This window comes from Stenotrophomonas sp. SXG-1 (assembly GCF_014083965.1).
Taxonomy (GTDB): domain Bacteria; phylum Pseudomonadota; class Gammaproteobacteria; order Xanthomonadales; family Xanthomonadaceae; genus Stenotrophomonas; species Stenotrophomonas geniculata.
In genome coordinates, this window is sequence record NZ_CP046588.1 from 1,888,969 (window position 1) to 1,904,839 (window position 15,871).

13 protein-coding genes are annotated in these 15,871 nt (G+C 66.2%); 9 read left to right on the forward strand and 4 right to left on the reverse strand.

The window, feature by feature from the left end; translation table 11 throughout:
- Window positions 1-1,914, forward strand: coding sequence for a polysaccharide biosynthesis protein (locus GOC52_RS08755; protein WP_043397011.1), 1,914 nt, complete (start codon window positions 1-3; stop codon window positions 1,912-1,914).
- The gene (gene galU, locus GOC52_RS08760) at window positions 1,911-2,789 is read left to right on the forward strand and encodes a UTP--glucose-1-phosphate uridylyltransferase GalU (RefSeq protein WP_019336276.1); all 879 of its coding nucleotides are present in this window, start codon (window positions 1,911-1,913) and stop codon (window positions 2,787-2,789) included. Before GOC52_RS08755 ends, galU begins: the two co-directional genes overlap by 4 nt.
- Before the next feature lie 559 nt (window positions 2,790-3,348).
- Here the strand turns inward: galU and GOC52_RS08765 are convergent.
- The 3 genes from GOC52_RS08765 to GOC52_RS08775 form a co-directional block, all read right to left on the reverse strand.
- The gene (locus GOC52_RS08765) at window positions 3,349-4,557 is read right to left on the reverse strand and encodes an acetyl-CoA C-acyltransferase (protein ID WP_005409292.1); all 1,209 of its coding nucleotides are present in this window, start codon (window positions 4,555-4,557) and stop codon (window positions 3,349-3,351) included.
- Between the two features lie 110 nt (window positions 4,558-4,667).
- On the reverse strand, window positions 4,668-7,040 hold the full coding sequence (locus tag GOC52_RS08770) for a 3-hydroxyacyl-CoA dehydrogenase/enoyl-CoA hydratase family protein (protein ID WP_191851150.1): 2,373 nt from the start codon (window positions 7,038-7,040) through the stop codon (window positions 4,668-4,670).
- Window positions 7,041-7,079: 39 nt separating this feature from the next.
- A complete protein-coding gene (locus GOC52_RS08775; protein ID WP_019338406.1) occupies window positions 7,080-7,733 on the reverse strand; it encodes a TetR/AcrR family transcriptional regulator in 654 nt (217 codons plus the stop codon).
- 346 nt (window positions 7,734-8,079) lie between these two features.
- Here GOC52_RS08775 and ndk point away from each other — a divergent pair, with 346 nt between their 5' ends.
- The 7 genes from ndk to der all read left to right on the forward strand — a co-directional run bounded on the left by ndk (window position 8,080) and on the right by der (window position 14,711).
- On the forward strand, window positions 8,080-8,505 hold the full coding sequence (gene ndk, locus GOC52_RS08780; protein ID WP_008265389.1) for a nucleoside-diphosphate kinase: 426 nt from the start codon (window positions 8,080-8,082) through the stop codon (window positions 8,503-8,505).
- Between the two features lie 10 nt (window positions 8,506-8,515).
- The gene (gene rlmN, locus GOC52_RS08785) at window positions 8,516-9,721 is read left to right on the forward strand and encodes a 23S rRNA (adenine(2503)-C(2))-methyltransferase RlmN (protein WP_005409296.1); all 1,206 of its coding nucleotides are present in this window, start codon (window positions 8,516-8,518) and stop codon (window positions 9,719-9,721) included.
- A complete protein-coding gene (gene pilW / locus GOC52_RS08790; protein ID WP_049410941.1) occupies window positions 9,708-10,493 on the forward strand; it encodes a type IV pilus biogenesis/stability protein PilW in 786 nt (261 codons plus the stop codon). The genes rlmN and pilW overlap by 14 nt, the downstream gene beginning before the upstream one ends.
- A gap of 18 nt (window positions 10,494-10,511) precedes the next feature.
- On the forward strand, window positions 10,512-11,384 hold the full coding sequence (locus GOC52_RS08795) for a RodZ domain-containing protein (protein ID WP_019338408.1): 873 nt from the start codon (window positions 10,512-10,514) through the stop codon (window positions 11,382-11,384).
- 65 nt (window positions 11,385-11,449) lie between these two features.
- Window positions 11,450-12,088 (forward strand): YfgM family protein, encoded by a 639-nt coding sequence (locus tag GOC52_RS08800; RefSeq protein ID WP_019338409.1) that lies wholly within the window; start codon window positions 11,450-11,452, stop codon window positions 12,086-12,088.
- Window positions 12,088-13,296, forward strand: coding sequence for an outer membrane protein assembly factor BamB (gene bamB / locus GOC52_RS08805; protein ID WP_109813875.1), 1,209 nt, complete (start codon window positions 12,088-12,090; stop codon window positions 13,294-13,296). Before GOC52_RS08800 ends, bamB begins: the two co-directional genes overlap by 1 nt.
- 17 nt (window positions 13,297-13,313) lie before the next feature.
- The gene (gene der, locus GOC52_RS08810) at window positions 13,314-14,711 is read left to right on the forward strand and encodes a ribosome biogenesis GTPase Der (RefSeq protein ID WP_010484595.1); all 1,398 of its coding nucleotides are present in this window, start codon (window positions 13,314-13,316) and stop codon (window positions 14,709-14,711) included.
- A 61-nt stretch (window positions 14,712-14,772) separates the two neighbouring features.
- Here the strand turns inward: der and GOC52_RS08815 are convergent, their stop codons facing one another.
- A complete protein-coding gene (locus GOC52_RS08815; RefSeq protein WP_191851152.1) occupies window positions 14,773-15,807 on the reverse strand; it encodes an alcohol dehydrogenase catalytic domain-containing protein in 1,035 nt (344 codons plus the stop codon).
- Window positions 15,808-15,871 lie beyond the last annotated feature (64 nt).

Here is a 15,871-nt window from a genome sequence, read left to right on the forward strand (position 1 = left end):
ATGGCTTCACCCTGGCGGGACAGAATCCTCGGCCTGATGCCGCGTTCGGCCATCGTCTGCCATGACCTGTTCATGGTCTGGGCGTGCTGGCAGCTGCTCCACGCGGGGCGGTACTCGATCCTGGCCAACGCCCCCGAGCTCCCACTCTGGAACGTCGACACCACGCTGGTGCTGCTGCTGCAGGGCATGGTGTTCTGGCGCGTCGGCCTCTATCGCGGCCTGTGGCGGTTCGCCAGCGTCAGCGACCTGCTGAACATCTTCAAGGCCAGCTTCATCGGCATGGTCGCCATCGTGCTGGTGCTGATGTGGAAGCGCTTCGACGGCGTGCCGATGTCGGTGCTGGTGATCTATCCGTTCGCGCTGTCGGCGCTGCTGGGCGCGCCGCGCCTGCTGTACCGGGCCTGGAAGGACTATCAGGCGCTGCAGTCGGACTCGTCCGCGCGTCGCGTGCTGATCCTGGGTGCCGGCCAGGCCGCCGAGACCCTGGTCCGTGACCTGCGCCGTTCGGGCAATTTCGAGCCGGTCGGCCTGCTGGACGACGCGCCGCACCTGCGCGGTGCCAAGCTGCAGGGCCTGCCGATCCTCGGCACCCTGGACGATGCGCCGACAGTGGTCCGCGAGACCGCGGCCAAGCTGCTGGTGATCGCCATTCCGTCGCTGGACGCTGCGGGCATGCAGCGCATCGTCGCCATCTGCGAAAGCACCGGCGTGCCGTTCCGCACCGTGCCCAAGCTCAGCGATATCCTGCAGGGCCAGTCGCTGCCGGGGCAGTTGAAGGAAGTGGCGATCGAGGACCTGCTCGGCCGTAAGCCGATCATGCCGGACTGGAACCTGATCCGTGGCTGGTTGGGCGGGCGTACGGTGATGGTCACCGGCGCCGGTGGTTCGATCGGCTCCGAGCTGTGCCGCCAGTGCGCGCGTCACGGCGCCGGCCGCATCATCCTGCTCGAGATCAGCGAGCTGCTGCTGCTGACAATCGAGGGCGAGCTGCGGCGCAGCTTCCCGGATGTCGAGGTCGAAGCGGTGCTGGGCGACTGCGGTGACCCGGCGGTGATCCGCCACGCCCTGTCGCTGCACCCCGTCGACACCGCCTTCCATGCCGCCGCCTACAAGCATGTGCCGGTGCTGGAGCGGCAGCTGCGCGAAGCGGTGCGCAACAACATCCTGGCCACCGAGAACGTGGCCCGCGCCTGCCTGGAGGCACGCGTGGAGCATTTCGTGTTCATCTCCACCGACAAGGCGGTCGACCCGGTCAATGCGCTGGGCGCCAGCAAGCGCTATGCGGAGATGATCTGCCAGAGCCTGGACCAGAAGTCCACGCATACCCGTTTCGTCACGGTGCGCTTCGGCAACGTGCTGGCCTCTGCAGGCAGCGTGGTGCCGTTGTTCCGCGAACAGATCCTGCGTGGCGGGCCGGTGACCGTCACCGATCCGGAGGTCAGTCGCTACTTCATGACCATCCCGGAGGCCTGCCAGCTGATCCTGCAGGCGGCCGCTTCGGCGTCGCACGGTGCGATCTATACGCTCGACATGGGCGAGCCGGTGCCGATCCGCGTGCTGGCCGAGCAGATGATCCGCCTGGCCGGCAAGCAGCCGTACAAGGACATTCCGATCATCTACACCGGGCTGCGTCCGGGCGAGAAGCTGCACGAGACGCTGTTCTATTCGGACGAGGACTACCGTTCCACCGCGCACCCGAAGATTCTCGAGGCCGGTGTACGCACGTTCTCGCGTGATCTGGTGTTGGGCAATGTTCCACGCCTGCGCGATGCCGTGGCTGGTTACGACACCACCAGCATCCAGGAGATCCTGTTCGCGACGATGCCGGAGTTTTCTCCTATCGAACAGGATGCTTACATTTCATCCGCTAAAGTCGTGCCTTTTCCGGCACGTGAGGCCAACAGGCACCAATGAGCAAGCGAATTCGCAAGGCAGTTTTTCCAGTGGCAGGGCTCGGGACGCGCTTTTTGCCGGCAACCAAGACGGTTCCGAAGGAAATGTTGCCGATCATTGATCGTCCGCTGATCCAGTACGCGGTCGATGAGGCGATCGAAGCGGGCTGTGACACGCTGGTGTTCATTACCAACCGCTACAAGCACGCGGTCGCCGACTACTTCGACAAGGCCTACGAGCTGGAGCAGAAGCTCGAGCGCGCCGGCAAACAGGAACAGCTGGAGATGATCCGCCACGTGCTGCCCAACGGCGTGCGTGCGATCTTCGTGACCCAGGCCGAGGCCCTGGGCCTGGGCCATGCGGTGCTGTGCGCCAAGGCCGTGATCGGCGACGAGCCGTTCGCGGTGCTGCTGCCGGATGACCTGATCTGGAACCGCGGCGACGGCGCACTGAAGCAGATGGCCGACCTCAACGAGGCCAGTGGTGCAAGCGTGATCGCCGTTGAAGACGTGCCGCACGACAAGACTGCCAGCTACGGCATCGTGGCCACTGACGCGTTCGACGGCCGCAAGGGTCGCATTTCGCAGATCGTGGAGAAGCCGAAGCCGGAGGACGCGCCGAGCGACCTGGCGGTGGTCGGCCGTTATGTACTGAGCCCGAAGATCTTCGAGCTGCTGGAGCAGACCGGCAGCGGTGCCGGTGGCGAGATCCAGCTGACCGACGCGATCGCGCAGCTGCTGAAGACCGAAGAGGTTGATGCCTATCGTTTCGAGGGCACCCGCTTCGACTGCGGCACGCATCTGGGGCTGGTGGAGGCGACGATCCGCTTTGCGCTGGATAACCCGAAGCTGGCCGGGCCGGCGCGGGAGAAACTGACGGCGATGTTGGCGGAATAAGGTTTATCAAGCGTTCCGTGCAGCGCCTTGATTGATACGTGATGGGCGGGACGGGTGGGCCGTTGCAGGACACGCCGTAAACCCGTCCATGGGGGCTCGATGGCGCCATCCATGGCGCCAACGGTCCTGCAACGGCCCACCCGTCCCGCCTGGCAGGTTTCCTGCGGGCGCGGACGGGAAGGGCGGAATCAAAGGCAGAAGCACAATCAAAAAAGGCAGCCTATGGCTGCCTTTTTTGATTGTTGGGGTCAGATCCCTTTGCGCAGCAAAGGGCTCTGACCCCGGCCTTTGACCCTGCCTTTGCTCATCCCTCCGCCGCGCGGAATGTTGGGTGGCGCGGGTGGGTGAGGCTGACCGGGACTGTCAGCGGCATGGGCCAGGCGCATGCGCCTGGCGGGTTGGGCAGGACGCCCAACCCCGGCCTTGCTGCGTGCGCAGGATTGCGCACGCTAGCAAGCCGCTGCCAAGCCCCCAGGGACGGGTTTACGGCGTGTCCCGGGCAGCCTCACCCACCCGGGCCCCACAGCCAACCAACAATCAGCCGGCAACGCTTTGAACCTTACAGCGCTTCGAAAATACCCGCCGCGCCCATGCCGGTGCCGATGCACATCGTCACCATGCCGTACTTCTGCTGGCGACGACGCAGGCCGTGCAGCAGGGTTGCGGTACGGATCGCGCCGGTTGCACCCAGCGGGTGGCCCAGGGCGATCGCGCCGCCCAGCGGGTTGACCTTGCTCGGGTCCAGGCCGCAATCGCGGATCACCGCCAGCGACTGCGCGGCGAACGCTTCGTTCAGTTCAATCCAGTCCAGCTGGTCCTGGGTCAGGCCCGCCTGCTTCAGTGCCTTCGGGATCGCGGCGATCGGGCCGATGCCCATCACTTCCGGACGCACGCCGGCCACCGAGAAACTGACGAAACGGGCCAGCGGGGTCAGGCCGTAATCCTTGATCGCCTGCTCCGAGGCCAGCAGCACGGCACCGGCGCCATCGCTCATCTGCGAGGAGTTGCCGGCGGTGACGGTGCCGCCGAACTGGCCGTTGCGGAACACCGGGCGCAGCTTGGCCAGGCCTTCGGCGGAGGAGTCCGGGCGCGGGCCTTCGTCGGTGTCGGCGATCTTGTTGCGGGTGATGATGCGCTGGCCATCGGCCAGGTCCGGCAGGTGCGAGACGATCTCGTACGGGCTGATCTCGTCCTTGAACTCGCCGTTCTGGATCGCCGCCATGGCCTTCTGGTGCGAGGCGAGGGCGAAGGCGTCCTGGTCTTCGCGCGAGACCTTCCACTCTTCGGCCACCTTCTCGGCGGTGATGCCCATGCCGTAGGCGATGGCCACGTGGTCGTTGTCGAACACGCTCGGTGCCATGGCGATCTTGTTGCCCATCATCGGCACCATTGACATCGACTCGGTGCCACCGGCCAGCATCAGGTCGGCGTTGCCCAGGCGGATCGCGTCGGCAGCCTGCGCCACGGCCTGCAGGCCGGAGGAGCAGAAGCGGTTCACGGTCTGTGCGGCGATGGTGTTCGGCAGGCCGGCCAGCAGCACGCCGATGCGGGCGACGTTCATGCCCTGCTCGGCTTCCGGCATCGCGCAGCCGATGATCGCGTCATCGATGCGGTTGACGTCCACGCCCGGGGCCTGCGCGACGACGCTGCGCAGCACGTGCGCGAGCATGTCGTCGGGGCGGGTGTTGCGGAACATGCCCTTGGGCGCCTTGCCGACCGGAGTACGGGTGGCGGCGACGATGTAGGCGTCCTGGATTTGCTTGGTCATTGCAGTGATCTCTCGTTTTTTTTAGCCGGAGTGCCGACCAACGGTCGGCACCCACCGGGGCAGAGGGAGTGCCCACCAAGGTGGGCACCCACCAAAAGCAGGGATGGCGATCAGTTACGCAGCGGCTTGCCGGTCTTCAGCATGTGCGCGATGCGGGCCTGGGTCTTCTCCTGCTGGGCCAGTTCGACGAAGTGCTTGCGCTCCAGGGTCAGCAGCCACTCTTCGTCCACCAGGGTGCCGCGGTCGACCTTGCCGCCGCACAGCACGGTGGCGATGCGCTCGGCGATCTCGTAGTCGTACGGGCTGATGAAGCGGCCTTCCAGCATGTTGACCAGCATCATCTTGAAGGTGGCGATACCCACGTCACCGGCCACCTGGATGCGGCGTGCCGGCAGCGGCGGACGGTAGCCCGCTTCGGCCAGGGCGCGCGCTTCGGCCTTGGCGATGTGCAGCGCTTCGTAGCTGTTGAACACCACCTTGTCGGTGCTGCGCAGCAGGCCCAGTTCCTTGGCGTTGACCGCGGAGTTGGACACCTTGGCCATCGCCACGGTCTCGAAGGTCTTCTTCAGTTCGGCGAACACGTCACCGCCCGGGCCTGCGGCCTGCGAGGCGCGCACGGCCAGTTCCTTCAGGCCACCACCGGCCGGCAGCAGGCCGACGCCGGCCTCGACCAGGCCGATGTAGCTTTCCAGGAATGCCACGGTCTTGGCGCTGTGCATCTGGAACTCGCAGCCACCACCCAGCGCCAGGCCACGCACGGCGGCAACCACCGGCACCAGCGAGTACTTGATGCGCTGGCTGGTGCGCTGGAAGTTGGCAACCATTTCTTCGAACTGGTCGACCTTGCCGGCCTGCAGCAGGCCCAGTGCACCGGCCAGATCGGCACCGGCAGAGAAGGGCTCCTTCTGCTGCCAGATCACCAGGCCCTGGAAGTCCTTCTCGGCGCGGCTGACGCATTCCTGCAGGCCGTCCAGCACCTGGTCGGACACGGTGTTCATCTTGGTCTTGAAGCTGACCACGGCGATGCCATCACCGTCGTGCCACATGCGCAGGCCGTCGTTCTCGAACACGGTCTCGCCCGGCGCGAACGTCTCGCCCAGCAGCGGATCGGGGAAGCGCTGGCGCTGGTACACCGGCAGCGACGAGCGCGGCAGCTTGGCATTGCGCGACGGGCTGTAGCTGCCTTCGGCGGCATGCACGCCGTCGCGGCCATCGAACACCCAGTCCGGCAGCGGGGCGTTGCTCATGCTCTTGCCGGCCACGATGTCATCGGCGATCCACTGTGCGACCTGCTTCCAGCCGGCGGCCTGCCAGGTTTCGAACGGGCCCAGCGACCAGCCGTAGCCCCAGCGGATGGCCAGGTCCACGTCGCGCGCGGTCTCGGCGATGTCGGCCAAGTGGTAGGCGCTGTAGTGGAACAGGTCGCGGAAGGTCGCCCACAGGAACTGCGCCTGCGGATGCTGGCTTTCGCGCAGCTTGGCGAACTTCTCGGCCGGGTTTTTGATCTTCAGGATCTCGACCACTTCCGGCGCGGCAGCGCGATCAGCCGGACGATAGTCCTGCTTCTCCAGGTCCAGCACCACGATGTCCTTGCCGACCTTGCGGAAGATGCCGGCGCCGGTCTTCTGGCCCAGCGCGCCCTTGGAAATCAGCGCGTCCAGCCACTTCGGCGACTTGAAGAACTCGTGCCACGGGTCGCTCGGCAGGGTGTCGCCCATGGTCTTGATGACGTGCGCCATGGTGTCCAGGCCGACCACGTCGGAGGTGCGATAGGTCGCTGACTTCGGGCGACCGACCAGCGGGCCGGTCAGGCCGTCCACTTCATCGAAGCCCAGGCCGAACTGCTGGGTGTGGTGGATGGTGGACAGGATCGAGAACACGCCGATGCGGTTGCCGATGAAGTTCGGGGTGTCCTTTGCGTACACCACGCCCTTGCCCAGGGTGGTGACCAGGAAGGCTTCCAGGCCTTCCAGCACGGCGGCGTCGGTGGTGGTGGCCGGGATCAGCTCGGCCAGGTGCATGTAGCGCGGCGGGTTGAAGAAGTGCACGCCGCAGAAGCGGTGACGCAGCTGCTCGGGCAGCACGTCGGCCAGCTTGTTGATGCCCAGGCCCGAGGTGTTGGAGGCCAGCACCGCGTGGTCGGCCACAAACGGCGCGATCTTCTTGTACAGGTCCTGCTTCCAGTCCATGCGCTCGGCAATGGCCTCGATGATCAGGTCGCAGTCCTTCAGCTGCTCCAGGCCCGACTCATAGTTGGCCGGGGTGATGGCTTCGGCCAGCGACTTGCTGGCCAGCGGCGCCGGGCTCAGCTTGCCCAGGTTGGCGATCGCCTTCAGCACGATGCCGTCGGCCGGACCTTCCTTGGCAGGCAGGTCGAACAGCACGGTGTCGACGCCAGCGCTGGTGAGGTGGGCGGCGATCTGGGCACCCATGACGCCGGCACCCAGCACGGCGGCGCGGCGGACTAGCAGGGAATTGGACATGGTGTAGGGCCTTTGTTGGTCAGCAGTTACTGGGTGGAATCAAAGGGAAGCGGGCAGGGCGCTGGCGCGTGCGGCGGCGCGGAACCCGGCTTCGGCGAAATGGATCAGTTCGTGGGCGGCATGGGCACGATGCGCCGCTTCGGTGACACCGGCGGGACGCTTGATCAGCCCGAAGTCGGCCATGGCATAGGTGAGCGAGCCGGCCAGGAAGTCCAGGCGCCAGTACAGCTCTTCCTTGCTCAGGCCGGGCACGCACTCGCCGATGGCCTTGCCGAACGCACGCAGCACGTGGCCGTAGTGGTCAGACAGGAACTTGCGCAGGTTGTCGTTCTTCTCGGCATAGGCGCGGGCGATCACGCGCACGAAGGCGCCGCCGTTCTGGCGGTCCTGGGCCAGCGCCAGCGCCGGTTCGACGAAGGCGGCCAGCACCGGGCGCAGTTCACCGGGGTGTTCGCTGCGGGCCCGCTCCAGCTGCGACAGGCGGGCACCGGTCATCTCGTCCATGCGGCGGCGGAAGACCTCGTTGACCAGGTTTTCCTTGGAACCGAAGTGGTAGTTGACCGCGGCGATGTTGACGTCGGCCTGGCTGGTCACCTGCCGCAGCGAGGTGCCGGCGAAGCCGTGCTGGGCGAACAGCTCCTCGGCCGCGCCGAGGATCCGGTCCTTGGTCGAGAAGTGGGCGGGCTTGGCCATCGATGGGCGGACCTTAATCAAACGATTGTTTGATACTAGAACCAGACGGTACCGTATGGCATTTTGCAGTGCAGCAAAATCGGCGGGCTCGGTCAGATTTCACTCAGGTGGGTGAATGGGTGGACCTGAACCTGTAGGGCCGAGCCCGCGCTCGGCTGCTCTTCGGCCCAAAGGCCAGCCGAGCATGGGCTCGGCGCTACTACAGGGCCACAAGGCCCTCTACCACCCGGCCACGTTATCTTTTACAATTCGCCTACGTTTATCAGGCTAAGCCCGCGTCCCGACGCGGGTTTTTTTCATGTTACCCTTCGGGCCATCAGCGGCCCGATTCCATTGGAGACATCCCATGGCGCTGGAGCGCACCCTTTCGATCATCAAGCCGGACGCCGTTGCCAAGAACGTCATCGGCGAAATCTACGCCCGCTTCGAGAAGGCCGGCCTGAAGGTCGTGGCCGCCAAGTACAAGCAGCTGTCGCGCCGTGAAGCCGAAGGCTTCTACGCCGTGCACCGCGAGCGTCCGTTCTTCAACGCGCTGGTCGAGTTCATGATCTCCGGCCCGGTGATGATCCAGGCCCTGGAAGGCGAGAACGCCGTCTTGGCCCACCGCGACCTGCTGGGCGCCACCAACCCGAAGGAAGCCGCTGCGGGCACCATCCGCGCCGACTTCGCCGAATCCATCGATGCCAACGCCGCCCACGGCTCGGACTCGGTCGAGAATGCCGCGATTGAAATCGCCTACTTCTTCGCCGCCACCGAAGTCGTCTCGCGCTGAGAGTAATGCCGTGAACGAGGTCGTACAGTCCCCCGCCATCCAGCCGCTGCCGAAGTCGGCACCCACGGCTGGCAAGCAGAACCTGCTCGACCTCGATCGCGCGGGCCTGGAGAAGTTTTTCGTCGAGGTGCTTGGCGAAAAGAAGTTCCGTGCCCACCAGGTGATGAAGTGGATCCACCATCGCTACGTCACCGACTTCGATGAAATGACCGACCTCGGCAAGGTCCTGCGCGCCAAGCTGCAGGCCCATGCCGAGGTACTGGTTCCGAACATCGTGTTCGACAAGCCCTCCGCCGACGGCACCCACAAGTGGCTGCTGGCGATGGGCGTGGATGGCAAGAACGCCATCGAGACCGTGTACATCCCGGACAAGACCCGCGGCACGCTGTGCGTGTCGTCGCAGGTCGGTTGCGGCCTGAACTGCACGTTCTGCTCCACCGCCACCCAGGGCTTCAACCGCAACCTGACCACCGCCGAGATCATCGGCCAGGTGTGGGTTGCCGCACGCCACCTGGGCAACGTGCCGCACCAGATGCGCCGCCTCACCAACGTGGTGATGATGGGCATGGGCGAGCCACTGATGAATTTCGACAACGTCGTGCGCGCCATGAGCGTGATGCGCGACGATCTGGGCTACGGCCTGGCCAACAAGCGCGTGACCCTGTCGACCTCCGGCCTGGTGCCGCAGATCGACCGCCTGTCTGCCGAAAGCGACGTGTCGCTGGCGGTGTCGCTGCATGCGCCGAACGATGCGCTGCGCGAAACCCTGGTGCCGCTCAACAAGAAGTACCCGATCGCCGAGCTGATGGCCTCGTGCGCACGCTACCTGCGCGCCAACAAGCGCCGCGAATCGGTCACCTTCGAATACACCCTGATGAAGGGCATCAACGACAAGCCCGAACATGCCCGCGAGCTGGCCCGCCTGATGCGCCAGTTCGACAACGCGGTGCAGGCCAAGGATTCGGGCAAGGTCAACCTGATTCCGTTCAACCCGTTCCCGGGTACCCGCTACGAGCGTTCGGAAGAGGCGCACATCCGCGCCTTCCAGAAGATCCTGCTCGACAGCAACGTGCTGACCATGGTCCGCCGCACCCGTGGCGACGACATCGATGCCGCCTGTGGCCAGCTCAAGGGCCAGGTGATGGACCGCACCCGCCGCCAGGCGGAGTTCAACAAGACGCTGCAAGCGGGGAAGGGGAGCGATGCCGCGGCCTGACCGCCTCTGGCTGGTTCTGCTCGCAGGCGTGCTGGCCGTTGCGGTCGGCGGCTGCAAATCCCAACCCAAGGCCAGGCTGGGCCCCAGCGAAGCGCCGGTCTACTCGGTCCGCGATCCGGACAACGTGCGGCGTCAGGTGCGCCTGCAGGACCTGCTGGCACTGGCCGCGCGCGACATGCAGGTCGGCAACCTGGATGCGGCCGAACGCAAGGCGCGCGAGGCGCTGAAGCTGGCACCCGAATCGCCTGATGCGCTGGTGCTGATGGCCGGCATCGACGAGCGCCGTGGCCGTACCCAGCAGGCCGGCGAAAGCTTCCGCAGGGCTGCCGAACGGGCGCCGCAGCGCGGGGACGTCCTCAACAATTACGGCGCGTGGCTGTGCCAGCAGGGCCGGCCGGCCGAGTCGCTGGCCTGGTTCGATCGTGCGCTGCAGGCGCCGGGCTACGCCACACCGGCCGAGGCCCAGGCCAATGCCGGGGGCTGTGCCCTGGACGCTGGCCAGCTTGAACGTGCCGAGCGCGACCTTCGCGCGGCGCTGTCGACGCTGCCGGGAAACCCGGTCGCGCTGGAAGCGATGGCCCAGCTCAGCTTCCGCCAGGGCCGCTACATGGAGGCCCGGGCCTTCGCCGAACGTAGGATTGCGGCTGCACCCGCAACGCGTTCCGTGTTACAACTTGCGTCTCAAATCGAAGCGCGGCTGGGTGATCGGGCGGCATCTGATCGCTATATTCAGCGGATTCGAAAGGAATTTCCGCAGGAAGCGGGCTCCTAACTCCAGGGTTGATGCATTGTGATTGATGACCAGACTGTGAGCGCTCTCGAGACTGCGGCCGGCTGCGGCAGCCGCCTGCGCCAGGCCCGCGAGGCGGCCGGACTGACCCTCGAAGATGTCGGCTCGCGCCTGCGCATGCCGGTCCAGGTGGTCAGGTCGCTGGAAGAAGAACAATGGCAGAAGCTTGGCGCGCCGGTGTTCGTGCGCGGCCAGCTGCGCAGCTACGCGCGGCTTCTGGATGTGGACGTCGGAGAGCTGCTGGAGCAGGCCCAGGTCGGCCCGGTGGTTCCGCCCACCCTGGTCAGCCATACCCATACCCCGCGTGCGCGCCGCATTGCCGAGAATCTCGGCCGTCGCGTGCTGTATGTCGGCATCACCGCGGTGCTGGCGGTGCCGGTGTGGTTCGCCACCCGTGGCCATTTCGATGGCAGTGCCACCCCGTCGCCGAATACCGCCTCGCTGGATGCCATCCCGGCCGCCGTGCCGGTAACCCCGTCCGCTGCGGGTGTCGAGCCCTCGGCGCCGGCTGAAGTGGCGAGCGCCCCGGCCAGCAAGCCGGCCGCCACCCCGTACGTGGCCTCGCTGGCCCCGGTGCCGCGTTCAGCCCCGGCGCCAGCGGCTGCCGCCAACACGCTGGACATGCAGTTCAGCGGCGACAGCTGGGTCGATATCGGCGGCCCGGACGGCGCTACCGTCGAGAAGGCGCTGATCAAGTCCGGCGAAAGCCGCAGCTTCACGCCGGGCCAGGTGACCCGGGTGACCCTGGGCAACGCCTCGGCGGTCCAGGTTCAGCAGAACGGCGCTATCGTCGATCTGACCCCCTACCAGCGAGCCAACGTGGCGCGCTTTCAGGTATCCTCTGAAGGCTCCGTAGTCCCGGTTTCGCACTGAGGCGCGGTTTCACCACCTTCGATTAATTCCAATGGTCCCTCCCGATGGGCGGGGCGAGAGTACGCATGGCGATCGACGATCTGCTCGACGAGCACGAACAAAGTGAACGCGTCCGCAGCTGGCTGCGGAAGAATGGTGCCAGCATCCTCGGTGGCGTGGTCATCGCCATCGGTGCCATTGCCGGCTGGCAGTGGTACCAGAAGGATCAGGGCGGCAAGCTGGCCTCGGCCAATGTCGAGTACCAGAAGGCGCTCGTTGGCCTGCAGCAGAACAAGCTCGACGACGCCGCCAAGGCGGTCAAGGCGCTCGAAGCCGGCCCGTCCAGCATCTACGGCGACCTCGCGGCGCTGCAGCTGGCCAAGGCCCAGGTCGACGCCGGCAAGAACGAAGAAGCCCTGGCCACCCTGCGCGGCGTGAAGGTCGAAGGTGACCTGCAGCGCGTGGTCGACCAGCGTGTGGCCCGCCTGCTGGTGGCCACCGGCAAGAGTGACGAGGCGATCAAGCTGCTGGGCAGCGCCACTGACAGCAGCAGCCTGGAAATCCATGGCGACGCGCTGATGGCGCAGGGCAAGCGCGATGACGCCCGGAGCCAGTACGAGAAAGCGCTGAAGTCGCTGGACGTGGCAGCGCCGCAGCGGCGCCTGCTGGAAACCAAGGTTATGGACGCCGGCGGCACCGTTGCCGCCCCTGCGGAGTCGGTTTGATGAGTCAGAAGGTCATGATCACCCGCGTCGCCACCGTGCTCCTGATGGGCATGGCCCTGAGCGGCTGCAGCACCGTGAAAGGCTGGTTCGCCGGCAAGGACGCGGCCGCGAAGAAGGCACAGGAACCGGCTGAGCTGGTCAAGTTCGAGCCGACCCTGAAGGTCAACAAGGCCTGGTCGGTCAACCTCGGCAAGGGCGAGCGCCGCATCGGCGTGCGCCAGGGCCCGGCGGTGGCCAACGGCCACGTGTTCGCTGCGGCGATCACCGGTGGCGTGCACGCCATCGACCTGCAGACCGGCAAGAAGGTCTGGACCTGGGAGCCGAAGAAGGAAAAGAAGAAGGCCAAGCTGCGCCTGTCCGGTGGCCCGGGTGTCGGTGAGAACCTGGTCGTGATCGGCACGCTGGATGGCCAGGTCATCGCCCTGGACATCAACGACGGCAGCGAGAAGTGGCGCGCCCGTGTTCCGGGTGAAGTCATCGCCGCGCCGGCCATCGCTCAGGGCGCAGTCTACGTGCGCAGCAATGACGGCCGCATCACCGCGTTCGATGCCGGCAACGGCACCCAGAAGTGGTTCAACCCGAGCGAGCTGCCGGCACTGACCGTGCGTGGCAACGCGCCGGTGGTGACCGGCCCGGGCGTGCTGTTCATCGGCAAGGACGAGGGCGCGGTTGCCGCCCTGGCCCAGCAGGATGGCCGCACCCTGTGGGAACAGAACGTGGGCAACGGTGAAGGCCGTACCGAGCTGGAGCGCATGGCTGATGTCGACGGCGCGCCGGTGCTGGATGGCAACACCCTGTTCGTGAGCAGCTTCAAGAACCAGACGATGGCCATCGAAGGCCCGACCGGTCGCCCGCTGTGGGCGCGCGACCATGGCGGTGCCGGTGGTGTGGCGGTCTCGTCTGGCAATGTGTTCGTCACCGACAACAAGGGCGGCGTGTTCGGCCTGGACAAGGCCAGCGGCGCAGCGATGTGGTCGCAGACCGCACTGGCCCGTCGCTCGCTGACCGGTCCGGCACTGCACGGCGACTACGTCGTGGTCGGCGACTACAAGGGATACGTGCACTGGTTGCAGACCTCCGATGGTGCGATGGCGGCACGGGCGAAAAGTGGCGGCGACGCCCTGCTGGCCCAGCCGGTCGTCGCAGACGGGGTGCTGCTGGTGCAGAACGTTGATGGCAAGCTGACCGCCTTCCGGTTGGCAAATTAAAAATTGGAGTAATCGCGATGCTGCCTTTGGTCGCCCTGGTTGGACGGCCGAATGTCGGCAAGTCGACTATTTTCAATGCGCTTACGCGCACCCGTGACGCGCTGGTCCATGACCAGCCCGGCGTCACCCGCGACCGCAACTACGGCGTCTGCCGCCTCGACGAGGACAACCATTTCCTCGTCGTGGATACCGGCGGTATCGCGGAAGAGGAAGAGGGTCTGGCAGGGGCTACCACCCGCCAGGCCCGCGCCGCTGCGGCGGAAGCCGACCTGATCCTGTTCGTGGTTGACGCCCGTGAGGGTACGTCGGCGATGGACGACGAGATCCTGGCCTGGCTGCGCAAGCTGTCGCGCCCGACGCTGCTTCTGATCAACAAGATCGACGGCACCGACGAGGACACCGTGCGTTCGGAGTTCGCCCGTTACGGTTTCGGCGAGATGCTGACCGTGTCGGCTGCGCACCGCCAGGGCCTGGACGACTTGCTGGACGAAGTGGTCCAGCGCCTGCCGGAAGAAGGCAGCGGCGAAGAGCTGGACAACGATCCGAACCGCATCCGCATCGCCTTCGTCGGCCGTCCGAACGTGGGCAAGTCGACGCTGGTCAACCGCATTCTCGGCGAGGAGCGCATGATCGCCTCCGACGTGCCGGGCACTACCCGCGACTCGATCGCGGTGGACCTGGAGCGTGACGGCCGCGAATACCGCCTGATCGATACCGCCGGCCTGCGTCGTCGTTCGCGCGTGGACGAGGTCGTCGAGAAGTTCTCGGTGGTCAAGACCATGCAGTCGATCGAGCAGTGCCAGGTGGCCGTGCTGATGCTCGACGCCACCGAAGGTGTGACCGACCAGGATGCCACCGTGCTCGGCGCCGTGCTCGATGCCGGCCGCGCGCTGGTGATCGCCATCAACAAGTGGGACGGCCTGACCGAGTACCAGCGCGAGCAGGCCGAAACCATGCTGTCGCTGAAGCTGGGCTTCGTGCCGTGGGCTGAATCGGTGCGCATCTCGGCCAAGCACGGCTCGGGCCTGCGTGAGCTGTTCCGTGCGGTGCACCGCGCGCACGAATCGGCGAACAAGACCTTCACCACCAGCGAAGTGAACAAGGCGCTGGAAGTAGCCTACGAGACCAACCCGCCGCCGACCATCCGCGGCCACGTCTCCAAGCTGCGCTACGTGCACCCGGCCGGCTCCAATCCGCCGACATTCATCGTGCACGGCACCCGCCTGAAGGAGCTGCAGGAATCCTACAAGCGCTACCTGGAGAACTTCTTCCGCAAGCGCTTCAAGCTGATCGGCACGCCGGTGAGCTTCATCTTCCGCGAGGGTACCAACCCGTACGAGGGCAAGAAGAACGTCCTCACCGAGCGGCAGGTCAAGGCCAAGCGGCGCTTGATGAAGCACGTCAAGGGCAAGTGATGCACGAGAAGGCGGCCTGAGGGCCGCCTTTTTTGTTGTGGTGCATGGGTGGCCGCCTTGCTCAGGCGCGGCCCCACGGCAACAGCACGCCACGGAACCTCATCCTTCCTGACGACAGGCGGTCATACGCCTCGGTCGCCTGGTCCAGATCAAAGGTCTCGACCATCGGCTTCACCTTGCCGGCGGCGGCAAGCTGCAGCACTTCGCTGAGGTAGTGCTGGCCACCATGGGTGGCGCCGATCACGCGCTGGCGCATCATGTGGAACGGCACGCCTTCGGACGAGATCGAGAACGGCTGGCTGAAGTCCAGGCCGCACAGCACAACGCGCCCGTCGACACGCAGGCCGGTCATCGCTTCTTCGGCCGAGCTGAATTCATTGGTGGTCACCAGCAGCACGTCGGCGCCGCCGATGGCCTTCAACTCCTTGCCATTGGCCACGACCTTGTCGGCGCCCAGCTGCTGGGCGAGCGCATGCTTGTCTGCGGAATGGGTGATGGCGATGGTCTCGAAGCCGCAGGCCTTGGACAGCTGCAGGGCGACATGGCCCAGTCCGCCGATGCCCAGTACCGCGATCTTCTCCCGTGGCTGGGGCGCCGCATCGCGCAGCCCGCTCCAGGTCGTGTAGCCGGCACACATCATCGGCGCCGCATCCACGTAGGAGAGTCCGTCAGGCAGCAGCACCGTGCCTTCGGCGGAGATCGCGATGTACTGGGCATGGCCGCCCTGCGCGGCGAAGCCGGTGGTGCGGGGTGCATCGCAGTTCATTGCCGTCTGTCCGGACAAGGGGCGGTTCTCGCGGCAGTAGGGGCAACGCCCACAGGACGACTGGACCCACGTGGTGCCCACGCGATCGCCCACCCGGCGCGAGTGCACGCCGGCGCCCACCTCCACCACTTCTCCGACTACTTCATGCCCCGGTGTCTGCGGGTAGATGTCGCCGCCATAACCCTGGGTTGCCCACACGTCCGTGTAGCACATGCCCGATGCGTGGACCTTGACCAGCACCTGGCCCGGTTCGATCACGGGCATCGGCACGTCCTGGACCTGCCACGGCGCATTCGGCCCGGTCATCACAACCGCTTTCATCGTCTTCATCGTCTTGATCCTGTCCCGGTGGGTGAGCGCCGAGGGCGGGTGCCCGCGGACTACTCGGAGCGTA

What these genes read in the sequence shown, in the direction of transcription:
- bamB (WP_109813875.1), top strand. Translation starts at nt 12,088, where the DNA reads ATGAGTCAGAAGGTCATGATCACCCGCGTCGCCACCGTGCTCCTGATG.
- GOC52_RS08815 (WP_191851152.1), bottom strand. Translation starts at nt 15,807, where the DNA reads ATGAAGACGATGAAAGCGGTTGTGATGACCGGGCCGAATGCGCCGTGG.
- pilW (WP_049410941.1), top strand. Translation starts at nt 9,708, where the DNA reads ATGCCGCGGCCTGACCGCCTCTGGCTGGTTCTGCTCGCAGGCGTGCTG.
- GOC52_RS08765 (WP_005409292.1), bottom strand. Translation starts at nt 4,557, where the DNA reads ATGACCAAGCAAATCCAGGACGCCTACATCGTCGCCGCCACCCGTACT.
- ndk (WP_008265389.1), top strand. Translation starts at nt 8,080, where the DNA reads ATGGCGCTGGAGCGCACCCTTTCGATCATCAAGCCGGACGCCGTTGCC.
- GOC52_RS08770 (WP_191851150.1), bottom strand. Translation starts at nt 7,040, where the DNA reads ATGTCCAATTCCCTGCTAGTCCGCCGCGCCGCCGTGCTGGGTGCCGGC.
- galU (WP_019336276.1), top strand. Translation starts at nt 1,911, where the DNA reads ATGAGCAAGCGAATTCGCAAGGCAGTTTTTCCAGTGGCAGGGCTCGGG.
- GOC52_RS08775 (WP_019338406.1), bottom strand. Translation starts at nt 7,733, where the DNA reads ATGGCCAAGCCCGCCCACTTCTCGACCAAGGACCGGATCCTCGGCGCG.
- der (WP_010484595.1), top strand. Translation starts at nt 13,314, where the DNA reads ATGCTGCCTTTGGTCGCCCTGGTTGGACGGCCGAATGTCGGCAAGTCG.
- GOC52_RS08800 (WP_019338409.1), top strand. Translation starts at nt 11,450, where the DNA reads ATGGCGATCGACGATCTGCTCGACGAGCACGAACAAAGTGAACGCGTC.
- GOC52_RS08755 (WP_043397011.1), top strand. Translation starts at nt 1, where the DNA reads ATGGCTTCACCCTGGCGGGACAGAATCCTCGGCCTGATGCCGCGTTCG.